The following is a 20,742-nucleotide window of genomic DNA, read 5'->3' on the forward strand; positions in this document are numbered from 1 at the left end:
GGTTCTTCAGTCCACGCATGATTAAACCGCCACCATCGGGCGGGGGCTCGACGTCAGAAGGACCGAGCCATGGCCAAGAAGGCCGAAAGCGGAAAGCAGGAAGCCAAGCAGGACGCGTTCGACGCGTTGAAGGGCGCCAAGCCGCGCTCGATCATCATCGACATGATGGTCTTCTGCGGCGGGATCGGCTCGCTGGTCTGGGTCCTGCGGAACATGGCGCCCTAGGGGCGGTTCACTAGGCCCGGTCGATCCGCGCCGCGTAGCAGCCCCACTTGGCGTAGTGGGCGTGCAGGTAGGCGATCTTGTCGTCCTCGAACAATCTCGCGATCAAGGCGTCGGCCCGAGCGCCCTCGACGATATCGGCGGCCAGCATCATGCCGTCGGCGTCGAAGGCTCGCAGCGCCAGCAGGCGGCGCTGAAGGGCCGGCGGCATCGTGTCGACCATGGCGACGGGCTGGACATTCTCACGGACAAAGATGGCGTGGCTGGCGCGGAACGGCGTCTGGGCCGGCTGGTGCTCGTAATTGACCAGGATCAGGGTCTCGCCCGGCTCGGCGTCATCCAGGCTGACCCGGCAGGGAAAGCCTCGCGCGACATCGGCGATGACGCGGCGCGCGCCGTGCGCGGCCAGGGCTTCGTCGTCCATCGCGAACAGCGGGGCGAACGGTTCGGCGGGCAGGCTGGTGACGGCGTAGGCCATGGGGAACTCCTCTGTTGAGGTGGTTCTCGCGCCGGCCGCCCGGACGCGACACCCGATCCTTGCGGTCCGGCTCAGCTTGCGAAGCCGCGTTCGCGGGCGTAGAAGCCCGGCTCCCAACCGATGGAGGCTCCCATGATCAGCAAGCCGGAAGACCGCTTCGTCCTTCCTGTTTCCCTGACCGTGGGTTCGTATGTCCTTCGTCACTCTGGATGCCGTTTCCGCCGCCACGCCTGACGGCCGGCTGCTCTTCGAAAATCTGAACCTGTCCATCGGGGCCGAGCGCATCGGCCTCGTCGGGCGTAACGGCGCGGGCAAGTCGACCTTGCTGGCGCTGATCGCCGGCGCGCGTCCGCCGCTGGCCGGGACCGTCACGCGGACGGGGACGGTCGCGACCCTGGACCAGACGCCGGACGTCTCCGCAGGCGCGCGTCTGGTCGACCTGCTGGGCGTGGGTCCCGACTGGGATCGCCTGTCGCGCATCGAGCGTGGGGAGGGCGACGAGACCGACCTCTCCGAGGCTGACTGGGACCTGCCGGGGCGGCTGGACCAGGCCCTGGCCGATGTCGGCCTGGCGGCGGGCTTCGACGTCGAGCGGCCGGCGGCGGCGCTGTCGGGCGGCCAGGCGACGCGGGCGGGCCTGGCGCGACTGCTGATCGCGCGGCCGGACGTGCTGTTGCTGGACGAGCCGACCAACAACCTGGACGCCGAGGCCAAGGCGATCGTGGCCCGCGTGCTGTCGCGCTGGCGCGGCGGCGCGGTGGTGGTCAGCCACGACCGGAGCCTGCTGCGCGGCATGGACCGGATCGTCGAGCTGTCGTCGCTGGGCGCGCGCTCGTACGGCGGCGGCTGGGATCTCTTTGCCGAGCGCAAGGCCGAGGAGGCGCAGGCCGCCCAGCGCGATCTGGACCACGCCGAGAAGGAGGTCCGCCGTGTCGCGCGCGAGGCCCAGGTCGCCCGCGAGCGCAAGGACCGCCGCGACGCCGCCGGCCGCAAGTTCGCCGACCGGGGCGGCACGCCCAAGATCGTTCTGGGCATGATGGCCGAGCGCGCCGAAATGAGCGGCGCGCGCGAAGGCAAGCTGGCCGACAAGCTGGCGACCCAGGCGGCGGAGGCGAGGGCCTCGGCCGAGGCTCGGGTCGAACGCGCCCGGACGCTGGGCTTCGACCTGCCGTCCTGCGGCTTGCCTGAAGGGCGGACGGTGCTGACCTTTGACGACGTCGGTTTTACCTGGCCGGATGGAACGCCGGTGATCGACGGCCTGTCGTTACGCCTCGCCGGTCCCGAACGCGTGGCGGTGTCGGGGCCGAACGGCGCGGGCAAGACGACGTTGATCCGCCTGGCCACCGGCGACCTTTCGCCAACCTCCGGCGCGGTGAAGCTGTCCGCGCCCGTCGCCCTGCTGGACCAGAGGGCGGCGCTGCTGAACGACGACGAGACCATCCTGGAGAACTTCCGCCGGCTGAACCCGGGCGCCACCCAGAACGACGCCCACGCGGCCCTGGCTCGGTTCCTGTTCCGCAACACCGCCGCGCACCAGGTGGCCGGGACCCTCAGCGGCGGCGAACGCCTGCGGGCGGCGCTGGCCTGCGTGCTCAGCGCCGCCGCGCCGCCGCAACTGCTGATCCTGGACGAGCCGACCAACCACCTGGACCTGGCCTCGATCGAGGCCGTCGAGGCGGCGCTGTCGGGCTACGACGGGGCGCTGCTGGTCGTCAGCCACGACGCCGACTTCCTCGAGGCGATCGGCATTGAACGCAGGATCGCCCTCGGTTAAGTCTATGTGACCGGTAACATTAGGCTCGATCCAATGACCCGGAAACGCAGGGAAGACGAGATGGACGGCGGTCGGGACCACCCGCTTCGGGTGACATTGAGCGAACTCATGCACCTGCGGGAGCTCCCGCTGGACCGGGCGCCGGTCCGGCTGCGCCAATGGGTATATCTGGTGGATCCCGACGAGCGGGCGGCGGAGGCGGCCTTCGTCGCCCTGTTCGCCCCGGGACAGGACCCCGCGCTGGGTCGCGCGCTGATCGGATGCGAAGACGGCGGCTGGCTGTGGGAGCGTCACCAGGAGTTCTCGACCTGGACTTGGTTCGCCTACGGGCCGTTGGGACACGACCTCGGTTTTCAGCCCCAGCCCGAGGCGAGTTTCTTCTGGCTGGACGGCGCGCCTGGCCAGGTGTTCCGGGGCGTCGAGATCTCGGTTTCGGCTCCAGGCGCGAAGCCGCCTACCGAGGCGGACCTGGGCCGCCACATCGATCTTTTCCGCTGCGTCTCGTGCGAGGTGTTCGACGGGGCGGCGCGGATCTGGACCGACTTCCGGCTGCGCGAGGGCGGCACGGGCCGGATCCACGTCCAGAACTTGACCCTGGCCAATGACGAGGTCTCGCGCCTGGTCCAGACCCTGCTGGAGATCGGCAACTATCGGAAGCTCGCCTTGATCGGCTTCCCGCCGGCCCGCGAGTTGCTGGCTTGGCTGGACGGGGCCGAGGCGCGGCTGGCGGCGATCACCAGCGGTCTGGCGGCCGGCGAGGACAGCCAGAGCGTCCTCGACCACCTGCTGGCCCTGTCGGCCGAGGTCGAGCTCCGCGCGGCCAACGGCCGGTTCCGGCGCGGTGCGACCGAGTCCTACCATCGCCTGACCCTGGATCGGCTGGAAGCCCTGCGCGAGCGGCGGATCCCGGGTCACTCGACCATGAGCGAGTTCATCGCCCGGCGCCTTCTGCCGGCCATGCGCACGCGCGAGGCGGCCGACCGGCGGCTGGACGACCTCAGCCTCCGCATCGCCCGCGGCGGCGACCTGCTGCGCACCAAGCTGGGCCTGGCCCAGGATCGCCAGAACCAGGAGACCCTGCGCGGCATGGACGCCAGCCTGCAACTGCAGACCAAGCTGCAGGGACTGGTCGAGGGGCTGTCGATCTTCGCGGTCGGCTACTACGTGCTGGGCCTTCTGGGCTACCTGCTGAAACCCTGGCTGCACGGTTGGCCGGATCTCGCCGAGCACCTGCTGTCCGCCCTGGTCCCGCTGGTGTTGATCGCGGTCGCCGCCGGCCTGCATCGTCGCAAGAAGCGGTTGATCGACGGCGCGCCTTAGGCGCTTAAGTCCGCCGGTGAACCTCGGAACCTTTATCCAGCAGCGCCTGCCGCTCGAACTCGTGCCCGGCGTCCCGGAGATCCGCCTGCACCGCGCGGGGCCGCGCAGTGGGCTGATGCGGCTGGCCGACACCGATCCGGATTTTGGCTCGCCGTACTGGGCGCGGCCGTGGGGCGGCGGGCTGGCCCTGGCGCGGCATGTCCTGGACCATCCCGAGGTCGTCGCGGGCAAGCGCGTACTGGACCTCGGCGCGGGCTCGGGACTCGTGGCGATCGCGGCGGCCCAGGCGGGCGCGGGGCAGGTGAGGGCGGTCGATGTCGATCCATATGCGGTCACCGCCGCGCGCCTGAACGCCGCCGCCAACGGCGTGACGATCGAGGTCGCGCGGGCCGATCTGCTCGACGGCGAACCGCCGGACATCGATCTGATGCTGGTGGGGGATCTGTTCTACGATCCGGATCTGGCGACGCGGGTCGAGGCCTTCCTGCGGCGCTGCCGGGCGGCGGGCATCGTGGTGCTGATCGGCGACCCGTTCCGCGCGCCCTTGCCGACCAACCGCCTGGCGGTCGTGGCAGAGTATCCGGTGGCGGACTTCGGGGATACGAACGGGGCGACCAGGGCCGCCGCCGTCTTTGAACTGAAGTCCTAGGCCTTGCGGTTCAGCGTGATCGCCGAGCCCATCGACGGGCGGTCGTTGACCATGCCGCCGGCGCCGTAGGTCGTGGAGGGCGCGGCGCGCTGGTTGGCGATTTCCGAGGCCACGGCGTGGACCAGGCCTTCGGTCACCGTCTTGGCCGCGTTCACGGCGCGCGCCTGGCGAGCGAGCACGGCGTCGAAGGCCTCGGTGGCGCGCAGCAGGCGTTGGCGCAATTCGGGCCGGGCGGCTTCCACCAGAGCGACATTGTGCCGAACCCGCAGCGACTCGTGCCGATAGACATTGGCCAGCTTGGCGGTCTCTTCGATGTACCGCGCCGCCTCGTGCGGGCGATGGTTTTCGAAGGCCGTGGCTTCCTTGGCGATCAGGTCGGTCAGGCGCTCGGTCAACAAGGTCAGTTGGTGGACGCGATCGTCGGCGTCGATGGCGGCGATGGCCATGGCTAGTGCTCCTTCAGGCCCTGCATCTTCAGCATTTCGCGCTGGACGGTGGAGGCCAGGCCGATGCCGCCGGCCTTGGTCACTTCCTTCGACATCGCGTCGGTCAGGACCGACTTGAACATCTCCTCGCCATTGCCGCCGCCGAACGGTTCGGAGGTTTTCACACCCTCGAACATCTGCTGCATCATCACGGACATGAACGAGGCCTCGAAGGTCTTGGCCGTCTCGGCGATCTTCTTGCGGGTCGCGGTTTCCTTGGCGGTGTCCTCGACCGCGCCCTGGATGGCGGCGCCGGCGGACTTCACCGCCTGGGCGGCCGTCCTGACGCTGGCGGCGGCCGCGCCGACCTGCGGGACGAAGGTCGATATGGTGGAGAGCGCGCTCATCACATCACCTCGATGTCGGCTTGCAGGGCGCCCGCGGCCTTCACGGCCTGCAGGATCGAGATCATGTCGCGGGGCGTGACGCCCAGGGCGTTCAGGCCGCCGATCAGGCTCTTCAGCGAGGGCGAACCGCCCAAGGTGAGCAGCTTCTTGCCCTTTTCCTCGTCGACATTGACGGTGGACTGCGGGACGACGGTGGTCTGGCCCTGGCTGAACGGGGCCGGCTGGCTGACGCCGGGGTTCTCCTGCACCGAGATGGTCAGGTTGCCCTGGGCGATCGCCACCTGGCTGATCCGAACGTCGTCGCCCATGACGATCACGCCGGCCACTTCGTCGATCACCACCTTGGCCGGGCCGTCGGGCTCGACTTCCAGGTTCTCGATATTGGTCATGAAGGTGATCATGTCCGTGCCGGGAGGGGCGCGGGTGGCGATGATGGTCGGGTTCTGAGCCTGGGCGCAGCCGGGGAACTTGGCGTTGATGGCGTCGGCGATGCGGCGGGCGGTGGTGAAGTCCGGATTGCGCAGGGTCAGGCGCATGATGTCCATATTGACCATCTGGAAGCCGGTCTCGCGCTCGATGACGCCGCCGCCAGCGATCCGACCCGCGGTCGGCACGCCCTTGGTGACCGAACTGCCCGAGGCGCCGCCGGCCGAGACCGAACCGGTCTGGACGGTGCCTTGGGCCACGGCATAGGTCTGACCGTCCGCGCCTTGCAGGCTGGTGACCAGCAGGGTGCCGCCCAGCAGGCTCTTGGCGTCGCCCATGGTCGAGACGTTGACGTCCAGCTTCGAGCCCGAGGCCGAGAACGGCGGCAGGTTGGCCGTGACCATGACGGCGGCGGTGTTCTTGGTGTTGAGATTGCCGTCGCGGACATTGACGCCCTGACGCTCCAGCATCGCTTCCAGGCTCTGCTTGGTCATCGGCGCGTTGCGCAGGCTGTCGCCCGTGCCGTTCAGGCCGACGACGATGCCGTAGCCGATCAGCTGGTTCTCGCGAACGCCCTCGAAGGCGACGATGTCCTTGATGCGCGACTTGGCGAACGCCGGCGCGGCGACAAAGGCCGAAGCGACGGCGAGGGCGGTCAAGACGGTGCGAAAGAATGAACGCGACATGGCAATCTCGTAGCGGGGGACGATCCCCGCGCCGCCCCTTGCCAGAAGCGGGCCACTTTGAAGGCCTTATGACTCAAGGGATTCCGCGCTTGGCGGTGGTCCGCCCGGCGCCCGGCGGCAGAATCTGCCCGGCATTAACCATACTTCAAGCGCGCGGACGCATTGTGTTTCGTGCGATGAGAAGAGTGACTCGCGCGTGAGAGCTTTTGGAGCGGTCGGATGAAGGTTTCCAGCACGGGGGGCGTCTCGTCGACTGGCGCGTCGCGGGCTAAGCCCGCCGGCGGATCGTCGGGCTTCAGCCTGCCGTCCGTGAACGCCGCCAGCGGCGCGGCCAGCACGGCTTCGGTCGGCGGTCTCACCGGCGTCGGTTCGGTCGACGCCCTGCTGGCGCTGCAGGAGACGGGCGCCGTCGGCAGCCCGCTCGAGCGCAAGAAGCGCGCGGTTCGCCGCGCCGACCAGATCCTCGACATCCTGGGCGAGGTCCACATCGCCCTGATCGACGGCGACATTTCGCACAGCACCCTTGATCGCCTGACCCGCGCCATTCGCGAGCAGCGCGAGAACACGGACGACCCCCAACTGGAGGGGGTCCTCAACGAGATCGAGACGCGCGCCGCGGTCGAGCTGGCCAAGCTTCAGAGCCGAGGTCACTGAGATGAGCGGGGCAGGAAGCAAGAACGTTGTTCATTCCTGCCACGCTTGGCTTTCTCGCGCGTTTTCCACCTGTCACCGTCGCGGTCCGGGGCCCCGTGGGCGAGCGGAGCGTCATGAACGCCCCGCTCACGCGAGGTTCATTGAACGCGGCTCACCTTTTGATATAAGCACGCAGCCTTCGAGGGCTGAGTTCATTGGGGCGTGAGGCGTTAATGCAAACGGCCACTGTTCTAGTAGAGAAGTCTGGTTATCGTCCTTCCGAGGACGAGCCGTTTATGAACGAACGGCAGCTTGAGTATTTCAAGCAGAAGCTGCTGGCATGGAAAGAAGAGATCCTCCGCGAATCTCGCGAGACGGTCACCCATCTCCAGAAAGAAACCGAGAACCACGCCGATCTGGCTGATCGCGCGTCCTCGGAAACCGATCGGGCTCTTGAGCTCCGCACTCGCGATCGTCAACGGAAGCTGATCTCCAAGATCGACCAGGCCCTGCGCCGCGTCGAGGACGGCTCCTATGGCTATTGCGAGGAGACGGGCGAACCCATCGGCCTGGCTCGACTGGATGCTCGCCCCACGGCGACCATGAGTGTCGAAGCCCAGGAACGACATGAGCGCCGCGAACGCGTCCACCGCGACGACTAAGCGCGCTCCCACGGGGGACTGATGTGTTTCGAGCGGCCCCGGGGGAAGCCTCGGGGCCGCTTTTGTCTTGGTATTTGGTCGCTAATCGGATGTCCTGATGCAAAGCGTTGTATGGGAGCATATCGATGGCGGCGGAACTGACCCGACGGGGCGTTGCGGGCTTGGCGCTATTAACGCCGACAATTGCCGTCGCCGCGCCGCGCAAGCTGATCCGCCCCGCCGCGCCGTTCGACATGCCCAGCATCGGCACGCCCGACTTCTCGCGCAGCCGCCGTTTCCCGATCACCGACTTCGACGCCGATCCTGGTGATCAGGCCAAGACCAGTGACGCCATCGCCCAGGCCATCGCGGCCGCCAATGCCGCGGGCGGGGGCGTGGTGGTCGTGCCCGAAGGGATCTGGCCGACGGCCAAGATCCATCTGAAGAGCAATGTCGCCCTGCATCTGGCCAAGGGCGCGACCCTGCTGTTCTCCGAGAAGCCGGCCGACTACCTGCCGCCCGTCCTGACCACCTGGGAAGGGCTGGAGTGCTGGAACTACTCGCCGCTGATCTATGCCCACGATTGCGAGAACGTGGCGATCACCGGACCCGGCCGGCTGAAGGCCAAGCTGGACGTCTGGAAGGTCTGGTACGCGCGACCCAAGCCGCACATGGACGCCCTGGTGCGCCTGTACCACGCCGCGGCCAAGGGCGAGCCGGTCGCCGAGCGCCAGATGACGACCGGGGACGCCAACCTCCGTCCGCAGTTCATCCAGTTCAATCGCTGCCGCCACGTGCTGGTCGAGGACGTCACCATCGAGGACAGCCCGTTCTGGGTGCTGCACCCGTTCCTCTGCACCGACGTGGTCATCCGGCGGGTGAAGATCCGCGCCCACGGCCACAACAACGACGGCGTCGATCCGGAGATGAGCCAGAACGTGCTGATCGAGGATTGCATCTTCGACCAGGGCGACGACGCCGTCTCGGTGAAGTCGGGCCGCGACCAGGACGCCTGGCGTTTGGGCGCGCCGTCGCGCAACATCGTCATGCGCGACTGCAAGATCCTGAACGGCCACCAGTTGATGGCCATCGGCAGCGAGCTGTCGGCCGGGATCGAGAACGTCTTCGTCCAGAACTGCCACTTCACGGGCGACGGCCGAGGCGCCGATGGCTGGGCCGTGCCGATCAACAACATCCTGTTCGTGAAGACCAACGAGCGCCGCGGCGGGTTCGTGCGCAACATCGTCGTCGAGAATGTCAGCGCCACGCGCATCGTCGGTGGCGTGCTGAGCGTCGACACCGACGTCCTCTACCAGTGGCGCGACCTGGTTCCGACCTACGAGCGTCGCCTGACGCCGATCCGGGGCTTGCGGTTGCGCGACGTGCGGGTCGAGGAGGCCAAGTTCGTCTGCCGCATCAAGGGCGAGGCCAGTCTGCCGGTCCGCGACGTGCGGTTGTCGAAGATCGCCGTCGGTAAGAGCCTGGAGACGCCGGTCTCCAACGAGAACGTCGAGGGGTTTCGATACGACGCCTGACGATCCGTCGCGAACCTGTCGGCGTCTGGCGAGCTTTGTCGTATGAAGAACGCCCCTCAGTCCCAAGCTCGGCCATCATTGCGAGGATGACCTCTTGAGCTTCTTCGAAAGCCTCCTGGCGCTGGTGGCGGCCGCTGTGCTTCTGCTGCAGGTGTCGCGCCGCATCAAGGCGCCGTATCCGACCATGCTGGCGGCGGCGGGCGTCTGCTTCGCGCTGCTGCCGGGCGCGCCCAAGATCTCGATCGAGCCGCACACGGCCTTGGCCCTGTTCCTGGCCCCGGCCCTGGTCGACGCGGCCTTCGATTTCCCGATCGCGGACGTGCGCAAGCTGTGGCGGCCCCTGTTCGCGCTGGTCGTGGTGGCCGTGCTGCTCAGCGCCGGGGCGGTGGCCTGGCTGGGCGTGACCATGGCCGGCCTGCCGATCGCCGCCGCCCTGGCCCTGGGCGCGATCGTCGCCCCGCCGGACGCCGCGGCCGCCACCGCCGTGCTCAGCAGCGTGCGCATGCCGCGCGGCTCTATCGCGGTGCTGAAGGGCGAGAGCCTGCTGAACGACGCCTCGGCCCTGCTGCTGTTCTCGGCCGCTCTGGCCTTCCAGGCGCAAGGCGGCATCGACCAGGCCTTGGCGGTGAAGCTGACCCTGGCCGCGCCGGGCGGCGTGCTGATGGGCATCGTGCTGGCCCGCGTGCTGAGGTTCCTCAGCCCCTTTGTCACCGGCACCTTGGGCGGCAACCTGATGGAGTTCGTCACGGCCTTTGGCGCCTGGGTGATCGCCGAGCGACTGGGCGTGTCGCCGGTGTTGTGCCTGGTGGCCTTCGCCATGACCGTGGCCAGCACGGCCGCTTTGCGCACGCCGCCCCGCATGCGGATCCACAGCTTCGCGGTCTGGACCTCGGCGGTGTTCCTGCTGAACGTCGTGGCTTTCCTGCTGATGGGCCTGCAGGCCCGGACCATCGTCGCGGCCATGGATCGCGACCGGCTGATGGAAGCGGCGGGCTTCGCCTCGGCGGTGGTCGCCTGCCTGATCGTAGTGCGTATGGTGTGGGTGCTGATCTATATCCGCACGGCCCAGAGCGTGCCGAGCCTGCGCGGCGGCTACCCGGCCCCCAACCTCAAACATGCGGTGCTGGTGGGCTGGTGCGGAATGCGCGGTCTGGTCACTCTGGCCACGGCCTTCGCCCTGCCGGCCAACTTCCCGCAGCGCGACCTGGTGGTGCTGACCGCCTTTGCCGTGGTGCTGGCGACCCTGGTCCTGCAAGGCCTGACCCTGTCGCCGCTGGTCCGCCTGCTAGGCCTGGACCGCGAGGACGGGCTGGGCGAGGAGCTGGTCCGGCTGCGCGCCGACCTGGCCGGCGCCGCCCTGCGCGCCCTGGAGGGCAAGACCGGCGAGGCCGCCGACCACTGGCGTTATCGATTCGCCGCCGTGCCCAACGGGCTTCCGCCCTCGACCGGCTCGCTGGAGGCTCGTCGGACCGTTGGCCTGAAGGCCATCCGCCACGCGCGCCTGCGCCTGGAGGAACTGCGCCGCGACGGCGACGTCGGCGCCGACGCGTTCCTGGTCCTGCAGGAGGAGCTGGATTTCGAGGAAGTGTCGATCAGCCGCGAGGACGAGCGCCAGATCGAGGAGAGTTAGGGCGCTCTCACCACATCGTCTTCGCGGCGCGGCCGGGCCATTCGTGGTCGTAGGTCTCGCCGCCGATCTCGCCGGCGGTGACCGCGGCCAGCATGGCGCCGGCCGTGGGCAAAGCGGACGGATCGACGTGGCTCTCGGGTTTCCAGAGGCCCGAGCGCACGATGGCGCGGGCGCATTGGAAATAGGCTTCGTCGACGGTCACCACCATCACCGTGCGCGGCGGCTTGCCGTCGACGGCGAAGCTGTCCAGCAGGGCCGGATCGGCGCTCAGCACCGCGCGGCCGTTGACGCGGAAGGTCGTGCCCGAGCCCGGGATCAGGAACAGCAGCGCCACGCGCGGATCGCGGACGATGTTGCGCAAGGAGTCGATGCGGTTGTTGCCGCGCCGGTCGGGCAGCATCAGCGTCCGGGGATCGGCGACGCGGACGAAGCCGGGCAGGTCGCCGCGCGGGCTGCAGTCCAGGCCCTCGGGGCCGACGGTGGCCAGGGCCACGAACGGCGAAGCCTGGATCAGGGCCGCGTAGTGCGGGGTGATGTGGTCGGTGACCTTGACGGTCGAGGCCGCGACGGGCTGGGGCTGGTACAGCGCCTCAAGAGCCTCGAGGGTGGTGATCTCGTGCATCGCGTCCTCCCGTGCCCGCGCTTCTAGGCGCTCGGCGGGGAGGGGACAATCTCTAGGCGTTCGTGGCGCTCTAAGCGTTGGCGGCTCTGGCGCAGGCCTCCGCCAGCACACGCGGCGAGATCGGCTTGTCGACGATCGGCGTCACCCGGCCACGCAGTTGGTCGGCGTTACCGGTGACATAGACCACCGGGATGCGGCCCAGCCGGCTCTCGATGGCCTCGACGGCTTCCAGGCCGGTGCCACCCACGATGCGGTAGTCGGCGGTTATGAGATCGGGGGGATTGGCGATGGCCAGCGTCAGCGCGTCGGCCGCGCTGTCGGCTATATCGAAACTCGTGAAGCCCATCTCCGCCAGAAGAGCTTCGACCTCGAACGCGACGAGGATTTCATCCTCGATAATCAACACGTGTCGGGCCTTCGCGTGCTCGGTCATTCGCCGCAGCCTCGTCCTCGTCCCAGAAGCCATTTCAATGTCGGGATGCGTCGTCACGCCAGTCGCGTTTTCGTGATCGAGGTGAACGTTCCGGTTGTGTCGCCGGCTTCGGCTGCACGGCGGCGGAAAGCAGGCTATGGAAGGAGAAAATCAAAAGAAGCACAGCAGGAACGTCCTTTGTCTCTCATCCTCACCGAGAAGCGCGGCCACGTCGCCATCCTCACCCTGAACCGCCCCGAGGCGATGAACGCCCTGGGCGCGCCGGGCGACGGGGATCAAGTGGCGGCCGCCTGCGAGGCGATCAACGACGACCAGGACATCCGCTGCGTGATCCTGACCGGCGCGGGCAAGGCCTTTTCGGCCGGCGGCGACGTCAAGGCGATGAAGGCCCGCGAGGGTGCGTTTGGCGGCAACGGCGTGGCCGTGCGCGACGGCTATCGCAAGAACATCCACCGCATCGTCCGGGCCATCTACGGCCTGGAGGTCCCGGCGATCGCGGCCGTGAACGGCGCGGCGATCGGCCTGGGCTGCGACGTGGCCTGCATGACCGATATCCGCATCGCCGCCGACACCGCCAAGTTCGGCGTGACCTTCCTGAAGCTGGGTTTGATCCCCGGCGACGGCGGCGCCTGGCTGATGCCGCGCACGGTGGGCATGAGCCGGGCGGCGGAACTGCTGTTCACCGGCGACGTCATTGATGCCGCGAAGGCGGCGGATTGGGGCCTGATCAGCAAGGCCGTGCCGGCCGAAACCTTGATGGATGAGGCGATGGCGCTGGCGACCCGGATCGCCCAGCAACCGCCGCACGCCCTGCGCATGGCCAAGAGCCTGCTCAAGCACGGCCAGACCGCCAGCTACGACACCCTGATGGAGATGAGCGCGGCCGCCCAGGCCATCGCGCACCACACCGAAGACCACATGGAAGGCGTCGACGCGATCCTCGAGAAGCGCCAACCGACGTTCAAGGGCAAGTAAGAATGGGCAAGGAAGCAAGCGGCGTCTGGGGCCAGCTGACCGACGGCGAGAGCGAGGGCAAGCTGCTATGGGAGCCGCCCAAGCTGATCTTCCGCGGGGCCTATCGTGGCATCTACCAGGGGCACGCGCTGAAGAACGTGCGGGCCGAAGGCGATGACCTGGTGCTGAGCGACGGCACACGCTTCACGCTTGAGCCGGGCCAGGCCGACAAGTGGGCCCATGCCATCCAGAACCCGCCGTCGCGCCTGGACAAGTTGGGCGTGAAGCCGGGCATGACCGTGGTCGTCGATGGCGTCGAGGACGAGGCCTTCATCACGGAACTAGAGACCCGCGTCGAGCTGGGCGAAGCCGACGAGGACGTCGACCTGCTGTTCCTGGGTGTCGAGGACCTGGCCGACTTCGACCGGATCGAGGACTGGGAAGGCGCGCTGGCCGCCAAGGGCGCGATCTGGATCGTGGCCCAGAAGGGCAAGGGCGCGCCGCTGAAAGACGTCGAGATCCTGGAGGCGGTACGCGGCCTGGGCTTCGTGGACACCAAGGTCTGCGCCTTCTCGCAGACCCACACGGCCCTGCGGTTCGTGAAGCGCAAGCCTCCGAAGGCGGCGGCCAAGCCAGCCCCTGAGCCGGACGACGAGGTTTTCGACGACGAGGACTGAGTCTCCGGTTGAGCGGTTGCCAGCCGCCGACCAAGGGTTAAGCTCGCTGTTCTCAAGCAAGGGGACGGCGATGAAGCTTCGTTCGATGTCGATCGCGCTGTGCGCGGCGCTGCTGATGGGCGGCGTCGCCCCTGCCGCTCTAGCGCAGGTGAAGACCTATTCCGCCAAGGCGTTCTACGAGACCACCACCTATCGGACCGCGCCCGAGGCGGGCTTCGCCTTCTCGCCGGATGGCAAGACGCTGCTGATCTCCAGCGATCAGACAGGGGTCTACAATGTCTACGGCCTGCCGGCGGCCGGCGGAGCGGCCACCCCGCTGACGAACTCGACCACCAACGCCACCTTCGCGATCAGCTGGTTCCCCAAGGACGCCCGCGTGCTGTTCAGCGCCGACGGCGGCGGCAACGAGCTGAGCCACGTCTATGTGCGCGGCCTGGACGGCGCGGTGAAGGACCTGACGCCCGGCGACAAGGTCAAGGCCGGCTTCGTGGGCTGGACCGCCTCGGGCGACCACTTCTGGCTCTACACCAACGAGCGCGACGCCAAGACCTTCGACATCTACGCCTATGACGCCAAGACCTATGCCCGCACCCTGGTTTTCCAGAATTCGGGCTACGAACTGGGCGACATCTCGCCGGACGGCGCGATCCTGGCCCTGTCGAAGCCGCGGACCAGCGCCGACGGCAACCTGTACCTGGCGGACCTGACGACCAAGGGCGAGCCCAGGCTGATCACGCCGCACACCGGCAATGTTTCCTACAACGTGTATGGCTTCACGGCGGACGGGAAGGCGCTGGTCTACGCCACCGACGAGCATGGCGAGTTCAACCAGGCCTGGACCTATGCGCTGGCCGACGGGGCCAAGGCGCCGCTGATCAAGGCGGATTGGGATGTCCAGGGTGTCAGCTATTCCAAGTCGGGCCGCTATCGCGTCTCGGCCCTCAACGCCGACGCCTCCACGCAACTGACCCTGATCGACCAGAAGACGGGCCAGTCGGTGAAGCTGACGGGCCTGCCGGATGGCGACATCGGCGCCGTGCGCTTCAACCGCGACGAAAGCGCCATCGCCCTGTCGGTGTCGTCCGACACCTCGCCCAACGACATTTTCGTGGCCGACCTGAAGACCGGCCAGGCTCGCCGCCTGACCAAGGCTCAGAACCCGGCCATCGCCGAGAGCGACCTGGTCGAGGCCAGCGTCGCGCGCTTCAAGAGCTATGACGGGCTGGAGGTGCCGGGCGTGCTGTACCGGCCCAAGGACGCCTCGGCGGCCAAGCCGGCGCCGGCCATCGTGCTGGTCCACGGCGGTCCGGGCGGCCAGAGCCGCAAGGGTTACAACCCGATGGTCCAGCACCTGGTGAACCATGGCTACGCGGTCTACGCGATCAACAACCGGGGCTCGTCGGGCTACGGCAAGACCTTCTTCCACCTCGACGACAAGAAGCACGGCGACGTCGACCTGAAGGACGTCGTGGCCTCCAAGGCCTGGCTGCAAGGCATGGACTGGATCGCCGACGACCGCATCGCGGTGGTCGGCGGCTCTTACGGCGGCTACATGACCGCCGCGGCGCTGGCCTTCCAGCCGGACGTGTTCGACGCGGGCATCGACATCTTCGGCGTCACCAACTGGGTGCGGACCCTGACCTCGATCCCGCCGTGGTGGGCCTCGTTCAAGGAGTCGCTCTATGACGAGATGGGCGACCCGGCCACCGACGGCGTGCGCCACCGCGCCATCTCGCCGCTGTTTCACGCCAAGGCCATCAAGAAGCCGCTGCTGGTCATCCAGGGCGCCAACGATCCGCGCGTGCTGAAGGTCGAGAGCGACGAGCTGGTCGCCGAGGTGAAGGCGGGCGGCACGCCGGTCGAGTACGTCGTGTTCCCCGATGAGGGCCACGGCTTCCTCAAGCGCGACAACCGCATCACGGCGTCGGACGCGTATGTGGCGTTCCTGGATAAGTACCTGAAGAAGTAGAGGCCGCCAGCAGCCGCTTCTGCTCGGCGCGGCCGCGGTACAGGAAGTCGTACGGCAGCCCCAGGCGCAGGCTGGCCTGGCTGGGTGGGGAGTTCTTCACGGGGATCTTCTCGGCCAGTCGGCCGGCGGCCTTCAGGGCCAGGCGGTCGAAGGTCGTCAGGTCGTATTCGCGGCCCAGCTTCAGCTTCTCCCGCACGATCGGCGGCAGCAACGATACCGACGCCCGCGCCAGGGCCTTATGCAGGAACCTCGGCGCGTTCGGCGCGGCCTTGCCCGACTGGATGATGGCCAGGAACTCCTCGACGATCGGGTGCGGCTCGAAGCGCGGCGCCAGCTTGTCCATCATCGCCATGAAGTCGGCTTGCGAGGAGGGTGAGTACTTCACGCCGTAGAGTCGCGCGATCGGGTGGGCTTCCTCGTAGAAGCGAGTCTTCTCGACATCGGTCAAAGGTTCGACGAAGCGGTCATAGGCGTTGAGGAAACCGTAGCCGGCCGTGGCGCTGACCCAGTCCAGCAGCTCGACATCCAGCGCCTTGTACACCTCGCCCCTAGGCGTCTCGCCGACCACACGCGTATGCATGTTGGTGACGCCCTGGATCACCCGCCGCGCGGCGGCCCGCGGACCATAGACCCCGACCATGGCGGCGATGCCAGTGCGCTTGGAGCGGCCGATCGGGTCGGCCTTGTAGGTCGAGTGATCCCAGACGCCCGACCGGATTCGCGCGTCGGCGAACTCCAGAAGGACGGCGGCGACGCCCCCGACCGCCAGGGCGATCGGGTTCTTGTAGACCCGCCAGTGCATCGAGCCCGGATCCAGATAGGCGGGCTCGCCCGGCGGGTTGGCGTAGTCGATCTTCCAGCCCAGATAGGTGTCGGCCATGCGCGATCTCCTTCCCGAGGAAGGTCGGGGGCGGGGCCCGCGCTCGCAACCTATCGAATCCGATAGGGAAGCCTCAGGCCGCCGCCTTCTCCGGTGTGGCTTGCGCCTTCGCGCCCGTCTTCCGCCCGAACTCCATGACTCCGTCCTCGATCTTGCCGAAGCGGAGGGCGACCAGGTCCAGCGCGTAGTTCTGGTGCACCTTCCAGGGCTTGCGCAGGCCTTGCTTGGGGAACTGGTCCATCGAGCGGGTGACGTAACCCGACGAGAAGTCGAGCCAGGGCGCGACCTCCATCGCGCCGTCGATGCGCGGCACGCAGTAGTCGACGCCGGCGCGGTCCATCCTGTTCAGCAGGCGGCAGACATATTCGCTGGTCAGGTCGGCCTTCAGGGTCCAGCTGGCGTTGGTGTAGCCGAAGGCCGAGGCCAGGTTCGGCACGTCGCTGAACATCATGCCCTTGTAGCTCATCGTCTCCGACAGCCGAGCCTTCTTGCCGTCGACCACGACCTCCATGCCGCCGATCAACTGCAGTTGCAGGCCGGTGGCGGTGACGACGATGTCCGCGTCCAGGGTCTTGCCGGACTTCAGCTGGATGCCGGTCTCGGTGAAGGTCTCGATGTGGTCGGTGACCACCGAGCTGGATCCGGCCTTGATCGAGTCGAAGAGGTCGGCGTCGGGCACCAGGCACAGGCGCTGGTCCCACGGGTTGTAGCGGGGCGTGAAGTGGGTGGCGACGTCGTAGTCCGGCCCCAGGTGCTCGCGCACCATGCCAAGCAGGCGTTCCTTGGTCTTTTCCGGCTTCTTCCGCGCCAGGTTGAAGAACAGCATCTGGAAGAGGACGTTCTTCCAGCGCGTCAGGCCGTAGGCGGTCATGGCCGGCAGCTTGGACCGCAGCCAGTTGGCCACACCGTCCTCGGCTGGGCGCGAGACCACATAGGTTGGCGAGCGCTGCAGCATGGTGACGTGACTGGCGGTCTTGGCCATCTCCGGTACGAGCGTCACGGCGGTTGCGCCGCTGCCGATCACCACGACCTTCTTGCCGGCGTAGTCGAGGTTTTCCGGCCAGTGCTGCGGGTGGACGACCTGGCCCTGAAAGCGCTCGACGCCCGGGAAGTCGGGAGTGTAGCCGGCCGAATAGCGGTAGTAACCGGCGCACATGTAAAGGAAGCCGCAGGTGAAGGTGACGGTCCGCCCGTCGTGCTCGGCCTCGACCGTCCAGGTCGCCGTCTGCGTGGACCAGCTGGCGCGCTTGACCAGGTGCTTGAAGCGGATGTGGCGGTCGACGTCGTGCTCGCGGGCGGTCTCGCGCACATAGCCCAGGATCGACGGGCCGTCGGCGATGGCCTTGGCGGCCTTCCACGGCTTGAAGCTGTAGCCCAGGGTGTACATGTCGCTGTCCGACCGGATGCCGGGATAGCGGAACAGGTCCCAGGTGCCGCCGATCGCCTCGCGCCCTTCCAGGATCAGGTAGGTCTTGCCGGGGCAGTGCTTCTTCAGGTGATAGGCCGCGCCGATCCCCGACAGCCCCGCGCCCACGATCAGTACGTCGACATGTTCCATCCTGGTCCGCCCTTGGTTCTGTACCCGCCGGTTGACCCGGCGTGGCTGTATGTGAACAGTGTTCACTAACAAACGACCGTTTTGACCGAACGTCAACTGCGGCCTATCGGATACCTCATGTCCCTTCGCGACTTCGGCATTCTGGTTCTCGTCTGCCTGGTCTGGGCCAGCAGCAACATCATTTCCAAGCTGGTCGTCGCCCATTGGGGCGTGCCGCCGCTCTATTACGCGGCTGTGCGCTTCGCGGTCGTGGCGATCCTGACCCTGCCTTGGCTGCTGCCGGCGCCCCGGCCGACCTGGCGGATGGTGCTGGTGGGATTGCTGATGGGCGGCGGCAATTTCGCTCTGTTGTTCATGGGTTTCCAGACGGCCTCGCCATCCGCGGCCTCGGTGGTGATCCAGGTCGGCGTGCCGTTCACCACCCTGCTGTCGGTGCTGATCCTGGGCGAGAAGATCCGCTGGCGGCGGGGGCTGGGCATCGCCCTGACGCTTCTGGGCGCTGTGGTCGTCATGTGGAGCCCGCGCGGCTTGGAGCTGTCGGCGGGCCTCTGGCTGATCGTCGCGGCCGCCTTCACCGGCTCGTTGGGCGCGGTGCTGATGAAGCAGGTCGAGGGCGTCAAGCCGCTGCAGTTCCAGGCCTGGGTGGGCTTTTCGTCGTTCTGGCCGCTGGCGGCGATGAGCGCCTTCATGGAGCCCGGGCAGGTCGCCGCCGGCTTCGCGGCAGGATGGCCGTTCGTGGCTGCGGTGCTGTTCTCGGCCCTGGTGGTTTCGGTCGTGGCCCATACGGCCTATTACGGACTGATCCAGCGCTACGAGGCCAACCTGATCGCTCCGCTCACCCTGCTGACGCCGCTCTTCACGATAGGCCTTGGCGTCGTGGTCACCCACGACCACTTCGACCTGCGCATGGGGATCGGCGCGGCGCTCGCCTTGCTGGGTGTTCTGATCATCGCGCTTCGGCGGAATCAGGTCATGCCGCTATTGATGTCGATCCGGAACCGCGCCCAATGAGTTTGTCCGTCATCGAGGCCCCGTCGCCGAACTTCGACGCCCGCAAGGCCGTGCCCGACACGGTGATCCTGCACTACACGGGCATGGAGACCGGCGAGGCCGCGATCGCGCGTCTGCGCGACCCCGAGGCCAAGGTCTCGGCGCACTATTGCGTGGAAGAGGACGGCCGCATCTTCCGCCTGGCGCCCGAGGAGCGCCGCGCCTGGCACGCCGGCGCGGCCTTCTGGAAGGGCGTCAAGGACATCAACTCGGCCTCGATCGGCATCGAGATCGTCAATCCCGGCCACGAGTTCGGCTATCGCCCGTTCCCGGAGGCGCAGATCGCCTCGGTGATCAACCTGCTGGCCGACGTGCGCTCGCGCTGGATGATCCCCGACAGCCGTATCCTGGGCCATTCCGACATCGCCCCGGCCCGCAAGATCGATCCGGGCGAGCTATTCCCCTGGAAGCGCCTGGCCGAGAGCGGCCACGGCCTGTGGATCGAGCCCGCGCCATCGCCCGGCGCGCCGCTGGGCCAGGGCGAGGAGGGGACCGGCGTCTTCGCGCTGCAGGCCGGCCTGACCCGCCTGGGTTACGACTGCGCCCCGACCGGCAAGTACGACGAGTGGACCACGACCGTGGTGTCGGCCTTCCAGCGTCACTGGCTGCAGAGCCGCTTCGACGGCATCGCCGATGGTGAGACGCGAGCCCGATTGGTGGGCCTGCTGCGCGCGGCGGCCGAGTAATGCATCCCGACAATCGCTTCCGCGTCGAGGACCGCGCGGTTCTGCTTGGCTTCATCGCCGCCCATCCGTTCGTGACCTTCGCGGCGTCCGTCGGCGGCCGGCCGTTCGTGGCCCAGTCGCCGGTCGTGATCCGCGATCTGGACGGCGAGATCGCCCTCGATTTCCACCTGTCGCGCGGCAACCTGCTGACGCCGCACCTGACCCAGGGCTTTCGCGCGATCGCGCTAGCGACGGGCCTGGACGCCTATATCAGCCCCGACTGGTACGAAAGCGCTGATCAGGTCCCGACCTGGAACTATCAGTCCGTCGAGGCCGAAGGTTCGGTCGCGCCGCTGAACGACGAAGAACTGATCGCCCTGCTCGACGATCTCTCGGCCCAGGAAGAGGCGCGGCTCCTCCCGAAGACGCCCTGGACGCGCGGCAAGATGAAGCCCGGCAAGTTCGAGAGCATGCTGCGCGGCATCCAGGGCGGCCGCCTGTTCGTCGAGCGGCTGGAGGGCGCGTTCAAGCTCTCGCAGAACAAGAACGACGCCGATCGTCTGGGCGCGGCCAAGGGGCTGGGCGATCATCCGATCGTGGCCCTGATGCGAGACCTCTGACGCTGAGGCGTTGACGTTTGGTCTCCGCACCGTCAAACACCCTCCCGGACCAGATGGTCGGGCGGTCGCGTCGTCTTCGGACGCCGAGGAAAGTCCGGGCTCCACGGTGACAAGGCGGTGGGTAACGCCCACCGGGAGCGATCCCAGGGAAAGCGCCACAGAAAGCAAACCTCCTCCCTACGGGGCGGGAAGGGTGAAAGGGTGGGGTAAGAGCCCACCGCGGACCTGGCGACAGGGACGGCATGGCAAGCCCCGCCTGGAGCAAGACCGAATAGGGACCCCGCGCCGGCCTCGCGTCGGATAGGCCGTCACTGGCCGAGAGGGTCCGGGTAGGTCGCGAGAGCCGTCCAGCAATGGCCGGCCTAGAGGAATGATCGTCGCCGTCGCTTTCGAGCGGCGGAACAGAACCCGGCTTACAGATCATCTGGTCCATTCAGATCCTCCCCTGGCGGGGAGGCGACAGAGGGCGCCTGTCCGAAGCGCTCCCG

At 67.9% G+C, this 20,742-nt stretch carries 23 protein-coding genes and 1 other RNA gene; 16 read left to right on the forward strand and 8 right to left on the reverse strand.

From position 1 onward, the window contains the following. The first annotated feature begins 69 nt into the window (after nucleotides 1-69). Complete coding sequence (locus ACW173_RS13740) at nucleotides 70-225, forward strand: hypothetical protein (RefSeq protein ID WP_492080560.1); 156 nt, start codon at nucleotides 70-72, stop codon at nucleotides 223-225. A 10-nt stretch (nucleotides 226-235) separates the two neighbouring features. On the opposite strand, the gene ACW173_RS13745 is transcribed toward ACW173_RS13740, so the two are convergent. Beyond that, entirely contained in the window at nucleotides 236-700 is a 465-nt protein-coding gene (locus ACW173_RS13745; protein WP_492080561.1) for a DUF1203 domain-containing protein, read from the reverse strand. 120 nt (nucleotides 701-820) lie between these two features. Here ACW173_RS13745 and ACW173_RS13750 point away from each other — a divergent pair, with 120 nt between their 5' ends. The 4 genes from ACW173_RS13750 to ACW173_RS13765 are packed head-to-tail and all read left to right on the forward strand — an operon-like array spanning nucleotide 821 to nucleotide 4,443. Continuing rightward, nucleotides 821-934 carry a hypothetical protein gene (locus tag ACW173_RS13750; protein WP_492080562.1) on the forward strand — a complete coding sequence of 38 codons (114 nt, stop codon included), beginning with the start codon at nucleotides 821-823 and terminating at the stop codon, nucleotides 932-934. Further along, nucleotides 891-2,474, forward strand: coding sequence for an ABC-F family ATP-binding cassette domain-containing protein (locus ACW173_RS13755; RefSeq protein WP_492080563.1), 1,584 nt, complete (start codon nucleotides 891-893; stop codon nucleotides 2,472-2,474). Before ACW173_RS13750 ends, ACW173_RS13755 begins: the two co-directional genes overlap by 44 nt. A 33-nt stretch (nucleotides 2,475-2,507) precedes the next feature. Further along, complete coding sequence (locus tag ACW173_RS13760) at nucleotides 2,508-3,794, forward strand: DUF3422 domain-containing protein (protein WP_492080564.1); 1,287 nt, start codon at nucleotides 2,508-2,510, stop codon at nucleotides 3,792-3,794. A gap of 16 nt (nucleotides 3,795-3,810) precedes the next feature. Further along, nucleotides 3,811-4,443: a class I SAM-dependent methyltransferase gene (locus ACW173_RS13765; RefSeq protein ID WP_492080565.1), complete on the forward strand. Its 633-nt coding sequence runs from the start codon at nucleotides 3,811-3,813 to the stop codon at nucleotides 4,441-4,443. Here the strand turns inward: ACW173_RS13765 and ACW173_RS13770 are convergent. Genes ACW173_RS13770 through ACW173_RS13780 form a run of 3 tightly spaced genes read right to left on the reverse strand, consistent with a single transcriptional unit; the run spans nucleotide 4,440 to nucleotide 6,387 of the window. Continuing rightward, nucleotides 4,440-4,889 carry a flagellar basal body protein gene (locus ACW173_RS13770; RefSeq protein WP_492080566.1) on the reverse strand — a complete coding sequence of 150 codons (450 nt, stop codon included), beginning with the start codon at nucleotides 4,887-4,889 and terminating at the stop codon, nucleotides 4,440-4,442. The two genes, ACW173_RS13765 and ACW173_RS13770, sit on opposite strands and share 4 nt — an antisense overlap. Before the next feature lie 2 nt (nucleotides 4,890-4,891). Continuing rightward, on the reverse strand, nucleotides 4,892-5,275 hold the full coding sequence (locus tag ACW173_RS13775; protein ID WP_492080567.1) for a rod-binding protein: 384 nt from the start codon (nucleotides 5,273-5,275) through the stop codon (nucleotides 4,892-4,894). Further along, a complete protein-coding gene (locus tag ACW173_RS13780; RefSeq protein ID WP_492080568.1) occupies nucleotides 5,275-6,387 on the reverse strand; it encodes a flagellar basal body P-ring protein FlgI in 1,113 nt (370 codons plus the stop codon). The genes ACW173_RS13775 and ACW173_RS13780 overlap by 1 nt, the downstream gene beginning before the upstream one ends. Before the next feature lie 219 nt (nucleotides 6,388-6,606). Here ACW173_RS13780 and fliX point away from each other — a divergent pair, with 219 nt between their 5' ends. The 4 genes from fliX (at nucleotide 6,607) to ACW173_RS13800 (ending at nucleotide 10,826) form a co-directional block, all read left to right on the forward strand. After that, nucleotides 6,607-7,041: a flagellar assembly regulator FliX gene (gene fliX / locus ACW173_RS13785; protein WP_492080569.1), complete on the forward strand. Its 435-nt coding sequence runs from the start codon at nucleotides 6,607-6,609 to the stop codon at nucleotides 7,039-7,041. Nucleotides 7,042-7,253: 212 nt separating this feature from the next. Continuing rightward, on the forward strand, nucleotides 7,254-7,682 hold the full coding sequence (gene dksA / locus ACW173_RS13790; RefSeq protein ID WP_291877972.1) for an RNA polymerase-binding protein DksA: 429 nt from the start codon (nucleotides 7,254-7,256) through the stop codon (nucleotides 7,680-7,682). Between the two features lie 125 nt (nucleotides 7,683-7,807). Next, nucleotides 7,808-9,196 (forward strand): glycoside hydrolase family 28 protein, encoded by a 1,389-nt coding sequence (locus tag ACW173_RS13795; protein WP_492080570.1) that lies wholly within the window; start codon nucleotides 7,808-7,810, stop codon nucleotides 9,194-9,196. A 94-nt stretch (nucleotides 9,197-9,290) separates the two neighbouring features. Next, nucleotides 9,291-10,826: a cation:proton antiporter gene (locus tag ACW173_RS13800; protein ID WP_492080571.1), complete on the forward strand. Its 1,536-nt coding sequence runs from the start codon at nucleotides 9,291-9,293 to the stop codon at nucleotides 10,824-10,826. Between the two features lie 7 nt (nucleotides 10,827-10,833). Here the strand turns inward: ACW173_RS13800 and ACW173_RS13805 are convergent, their stop codons facing one another. Then, on the reverse strand, nucleotides 10,834-11,448 hold the full coding sequence (locus tag ACW173_RS13805) for a pyridoxamine 5'-phosphate oxidase family protein (RefSeq protein WP_492080572.1): 615 nt from the start codon (nucleotides 11,446-11,448) through the stop codon (nucleotides 10,834-10,836). A 70-nt stretch (nucleotides 11,449-11,518) separates the two neighbouring features. Further along, the gene (locus tag ACW173_RS13810) at nucleotides 11,519-11,881 is read right to left on the reverse strand and encodes a response regulator (protein ID WP_492080573.1); all 363 of its coding nucleotides are present in this window, start codon (nucleotides 11,879-11,881) and stop codon (nucleotides 11,519-11,521) included. Between the two features lie 177 nt (nucleotides 11,882-12,058). On the opposite strand from ACW173_RS13810, the gene ACW173_RS13815 reads away from it, so the two are divergent. The 3 genes from ACW173_RS13815 to ACW173_RS13825 all read left to right on the forward strand — a co-directional run bounded on the left by ACW173_RS13815 (nucleotide 12,059) and on the right by ACW173_RS13825 (nucleotide 15,481). Then, nucleotides 12,059-12,856, forward strand: a complete 798-nt coding sequence (locus ACW173_RS13815; RefSeq protein ID WP_492080574.1) for a crotonase/enoyl-CoA hydratase family protein — start codon at nucleotides 12,059-12,061, stop codon at nucleotides 12,854-12,856. Between the two features lie 2 nt (nucleotides 12,857-12,858). Further along, nucleotides 12,859-13,512, forward strand: a complete 654-nt coding sequence (locus tag ACW173_RS13820; protein ID WP_492080575.1) for a DUF3052 domain-containing protein — start codon at nucleotides 12,859-12,861, stop codon at nucleotides 13,510-13,512. Between the two features lie 70 nt (nucleotides 13,513-13,582). After that, nucleotides 13,583-15,481 (forward strand): S9 family peptidase, encoded by a 1,899-nt coding sequence (locus tag ACW173_RS13825; RefSeq protein WP_492080576.1) that lies wholly within the window; start codon nucleotides 13,583-13,585, stop codon nucleotides 15,479-15,481. Here ACW173_RS13825 and ACW173_RS13830 read toward each other — a convergent pair. Together ACW173_RS13830 and ACW173_RS13835 are read right to left on the reverse strand one after the other, a co-directional pair. Beyond that, nucleotides 15,429-16,361 carry an oxygenase MpaB family protein gene (locus tag ACW173_RS13830; protein ID WP_492080577.1) on the reverse strand — a complete coding sequence of 311 codons (933 nt, stop codon included), beginning with the start codon at nucleotides 16,359-16,361 and terminating at the stop codon, nucleotides 15,429-15,431. The two genes, ACW173_RS13825 and ACW173_RS13830, sit on opposite strands and share 53 nt — an antisense overlap. 73 nt (nucleotides 16,362-16,434) lie before the next feature. Further along, complete coding sequence (locus ACW173_RS13835; protein ID WP_492080578.1) at nucleotides 16,435-17,919, reverse strand: flavin-containing monooxygenase; 1,485 nt, start codon at nucleotides 17,917-17,919, stop codon at nucleotides 16,435-16,437. A gap of 117 nt (nucleotides 17,920-18,036) precedes the next feature. Between ACW173_RS13835 and ACW173_RS13840 the strand changes: the two genes are divergently transcribed. The 4 genes from ACW173_RS13840 (at nucleotide 18,037) to rnpB (ending at nucleotide 20,686) form a co-directional block, all read left to right on the forward strand. Beyond that, nucleotides 18,037-18,930, forward strand: coding sequence for a DMT family transporter (locus ACW173_RS13840; RefSeq protein ID WP_492080579.1), 894 nt, complete (start codon nucleotides 18,037-18,039; stop codon nucleotides 18,928-18,930). After that, a complete protein-coding gene (locus tag ACW173_RS13845) occupies nucleotides 18,927-19,655 on the forward strand; it encodes an N-acetylmuramoyl-L-alanine amidase (RefSeq protein WP_492080580.1) in 729 nt (242 codons plus the stop codon). Before ACW173_RS13840 ends, ACW173_RS13845 begins: the two co-directional genes overlap by 4 nt. Continuing rightward, entirely contained in the window at nucleotides 19,655-20,254 is a 600-nt protein-coding gene (locus tag ACW173_RS13850; protein WP_492080581.1) for an FMN-binding negative transcriptional regulator, read from the forward strand. The genes ACW173_RS13845 and ACW173_RS13850 overlap by 1 nt, the downstream gene beginning before the upstream one ends. Nucleotides 20,255-20,303: 49 nt before the next feature. Next, nucleotides 20,304-20,686, forward strand: an RNA gene (gene rnpB, locus ACW173_RS13855) — RNase P RNA component class A. Nucleotides 20,687-20,742 lie beyond the last annotated feature (56 nt).

This window comes from Caulobacter sp. ALps2, assembly GCF_058681635.1.

What these genes read in the sequence shown, in the direction of transcription:
- ACW173_RS13840 (WP_492080579.1), top strand. Translation starts at nt 18,037, where the DNA reads ATGTCCCTTCGCGACTTCGGCATTCTGGTTCTCGTCTGCCTGGTCTGG.
- ACW173_RS13835 (WP_492080578.1), bottom strand. Translation starts at nt 17,919, where the DNA reads ATGGAACATGTCGACGTACTGATCGTGGGCGCGGGGCTGTCGGGGATC.
- ACW173_RS13760 (WP_492080564.1), top strand. Translation starts at nt 2,508, where the DNA reads ATGACCCGGAAACGCAGGGAAGACGAGATGGACGGCGGTCGGGACCAC.
- ACW173_RS13740 (WP_492080560.1), top strand. Translation starts at nt 70, where the DNA reads ATGGCCAAGAAGGCCGAAAGCGGAAAGCAGGAAGCCAAGCAGGACGCG.
- ACW173_RS13780 (WP_492080568.1), bottom strand. Translation starts at nt 6,387, where the DNA reads ATGTCGCGTTCATTCTTTCGCACCGTCTTGACCGCCCTCGCCGTCGCT.
- ACW173_RS13755 (WP_492080563.1), top strand. Translation starts at nt 891, where the DNA reads ATGTCCTTCGTCACTCTGGATGCCGTTTCCGCCGCCACGCCTGACGGC.
- ACW173_RS13820 (WP_492080575.1), top strand. Translation starts at nt 12,859, where the DNA reads ATGGGCAAGGAAGCAAGCGGCGTCTGGGGCCAGCTGACCGACGGCGAG.
- ACW173_RS13775 (WP_492080567.1), bottom strand. Translation starts at nt 5,275, where the DNA reads ATGAGCGCGCTCTCCACCATATCGACCTTCGTCCCGCAGGTCGGCGCG.
- ACW173_RS13830 (WP_492080577.1), bottom strand. Translation starts at nt 16,361, where the DNA reads ATGGCCGACACCTATCTGGGCTGGAAGATCGACTACGCCAACCCGCCG.
- ACW173_RS13810 (WP_492080573.1), bottom strand. Translation starts at nt 11,881, where the DNA reads ATGACCGAGCACGCGAAGGCCCGACACGTGTTGATTATCGAGGATGAA.
- dksA (WP_291877972.1), top strand. Translation starts at nt 7,254, where the DNA reads ATGCAAACGGCCACTGTTCTAGTAGAGAAGTCTGGTTATCGTCCTTCC.
- fliX (WP_492080569.1), top strand. Translation starts at nt 6,607, where the DNA reads ATGAAGGTTTCCAGCACGGGGGGCGTCTCGTCGACTGGCGCGTCGCGG.
- ACW173_RS13795 (WP_492080570.1), top strand. Translation starts at nt 7,808, where the DNA reads ATGGCGGCGGAACTGACCCGACGGGGCGTTGCGGGCTTGGCGCTATTA.
- ACW173_RS13845 (WP_492080580.1), top strand. Translation starts at nt 18,927, where the DNA reads ATGAGTTTGTCCGTCATCGAGGCCCCGTCGCCGAACTTCGACGCCCGC.
- ACW173_RS13805 (WP_492080572.1), bottom strand. Translation starts at nt 11,448, where the DNA reads ATGCACGAGATCACCACCCTCGAGGCTCTTGAGGCGCTGTACCAGCCC.
- ACW173_RS13745 (WP_492080561.1), bottom strand. Translation starts at nt 700, where the DNA reads ATGGCCTACGCCGTCACCAGCCTGCCCGCCGAACCGTTCGCCCCGCTG.
- ACW173_RS13750 (WP_492080562.1), top strand. Translation starts at nt 821, where the DNA reads ATGGAGGCTCCCATGATCAGCAAGCCGGAAGACCGCTTCGTCCTTCCT.
- ACW173_RS13825 (WP_492080576.1), top strand. Translation starts at nt 13,583, where the DNA reads ATGAAGCTTCGTTCGATGTCGATCGCGCTGTGCGCGGCGCTGCTGATG.
- ACW173_RS13770 (WP_492080566.1), bottom strand. Translation starts at nt 4,889, where the DNA reads ATGGCCATCGCCGCCATCGACGCCGACGATCGCGTCCACCAACTGACC.
- ACW173_RS13850 (WP_492080581.1), top strand. Translation starts at nt 19,655, where the DNA reads ATGCATCCCGACAATCGCTTCCGCGTCGAGGACCGCGCGGTTCTGCTT.